At 46.1% G+C, this 1,711-nt stretch carries 2 protein-coding genes; one reads left to right on the top strand and one right to left on the bottom strand.

Going from position 1 to position 1,711, the window contains the following annotated elements; genetic code table 11:
* The first annotated feature begins 61 nt into the window (after positions 1–61).
* Positions 62–550 (top strand): hypothetical protein, encoded by a 489-nt coding sequence (locus tag BG32_RS08455; protein WP_014731252.1) that lies wholly within the window; start codon positions 62–64, stop codon positions 548–550.
* An 88-nt stretch (positions 551–638) separates the two neighbouring features.
* Here BG32_RS08455 and BG32_RS08450 read toward each other — a convergent pair whose 3' ends face one another.
* On the bottom strand, positions 639–1,484 hold the full coding sequence (locus BG32_RS08450) for a formate/nitrite transporter family protein (RefSeq protein ID WP_014731251.1): 846 nt from the start codon (positions 1,482–1,484) through the stop codon (positions 639–641).
* Between the last annotated feature and the right edge of the window lie 227 nt (positions 1,485–1,711).

Raw genomic sequence — 1,711 nt, 5'->3', positions numbered from 1 at the left:
AAAACCTGTTCTTCATTCCTGATCAAAGTGAAAAAACGAGAGATTCTGAATCAAGTTCAGAATGACGGGATGCGACGTCTTCGAAAAAGCCGATAACTGTCATCCCGAACTTGTTTCGGGATCTGCACTTTTGAAGACCGCGTCGGGGTCGGAGGTTGGAAAAGCAAATGAAACTGGTCTGCCGTTTAATGGTTCTCCGTTCTCCGAAGAAAACCTGTTCTTCGTTCCAGAGAGAGGATCTGTTCTTCATGCGCTTTCGAAGGACGGGTTCATGGTTTTGGACGAAGGGCCAACGGTTGCTCTTTACAGCGCTCAGCGGGTTTTTACTCTTAAGCGTACAGCGATTCTTAGGATAGAGATGCTGAAACAAGTTCAGATGACGCCGAGAAAGGGGTTTCGATTACAGGATCGGGGCCTTGTGAACAGAACTGGCTTACCAATTCAAGGTTTTGCTGCAAATGAGGTAGTTATCCAGACAGCGGTTTTGGGAAGTCCCTCAAATTGTCATCCCGAACTTGTTTCGGGATCTGGGCGTCGACCTCACTATTAAATTAAGTACGCTGCCCTTTCTTATCGCTTTTCCAACAAATCAAATTTATACTTACGCTTTCTTTGAAGCTTACAGTCCGGGATCACCATTATTGTGCCGACTTTCCTTTCTTCAAGTAGACAAACCAGTAGATTGTACCGACAAAGAAAGCGCCTCCTACGATGTTTCCAAGAGTCACCGGTATTAGATTCTTCGTGAAGAGAGTTCCCCAGTTTAGATTGGCGATCTGCTCAGCACTGACTCCAAGAGAAATCGCGGCCTTGGCAAATTCTTCATTTGCCTTTGCGAGAATTCCTGCGGGAATATAATACATGTTTGCCACGGAATGTTCAAAGCCTGAGGTAATGAAAAGCCATATCGGGAAGAAGATGGCGAGAATCTTGCCGGCTATGTCTTTGGATGCGGATGCCATCCATATGGCTATGCAGACGAGCCAGTTGCACAAAATCCCCATAAAGAATGCGCTTTCGAAACTAAGACCCGTCTTATAAGCCGCAATCTTGATTGTATATCCACCCAGCAGACCTTCGGAAAAGCCGAGCTGGCCTGAATGGAGAACGAAGTAAGCTATAAGTAAGGAACCCGCAAAGTTTCCTAAGTAAACGAAGAGCCAGTTCCTGAACATAGAAACCCATTTCGACTTCTTTTGCAAACAGGAAATGACAATAAGACTGTTACCCGTGAAAAGCTCTGCTCCGGAAACGACTACCATCATAAGGCCCGTCGCAAATAATGCGCCTGCCAGGGTCTTGGAAAGTCCCACTGAACCGATAGTGTGTATCGCCACGTTGGACCCCTGCGCCGCAAATGCAATGAATGCACCGCCCAGAATACCCAGCACGAATTCCTTCACGATAGTCAAATTGGTTTTCGCAAAACCTATCTCGACAAAACTCTCAGCATTTTCCGAAGGACTTACAACAGACCTTTCCATTTCAAAAACCCCCTGTTATCTATACATCTGGAAACCATTCATACGGAACTTCCCGAAAAGCCGACAATGATGAGGGACACTTAGATGTTATCACACACTAAGAGTAGCAGCGATAAGAACTAGAGTGGGGATCATATTCAAGAAGGCAGTATCGACGCTTCTTTTCAGAGGAAAGAATCAGTTGCAAGACCGCGGTTGGTGGTCGGAGGTTGGTGGCATCAAGATCA

This window comes from Mesotoga sp. HF07.pep.5.2.highcov (genome assembly GCF_003666285.1).
In the GTDB taxonomy this organism is placed as follows: Bacteria; Thermotogota; Thermotogae; order Petrotogales; family Kosmotogaceae; genus Mesotoga; species Mesotoga prima.
Note: the sequence above shows the minus strand (reverse complement) of the source record. Positions and strands in the feature narration are given on the sequence as shown.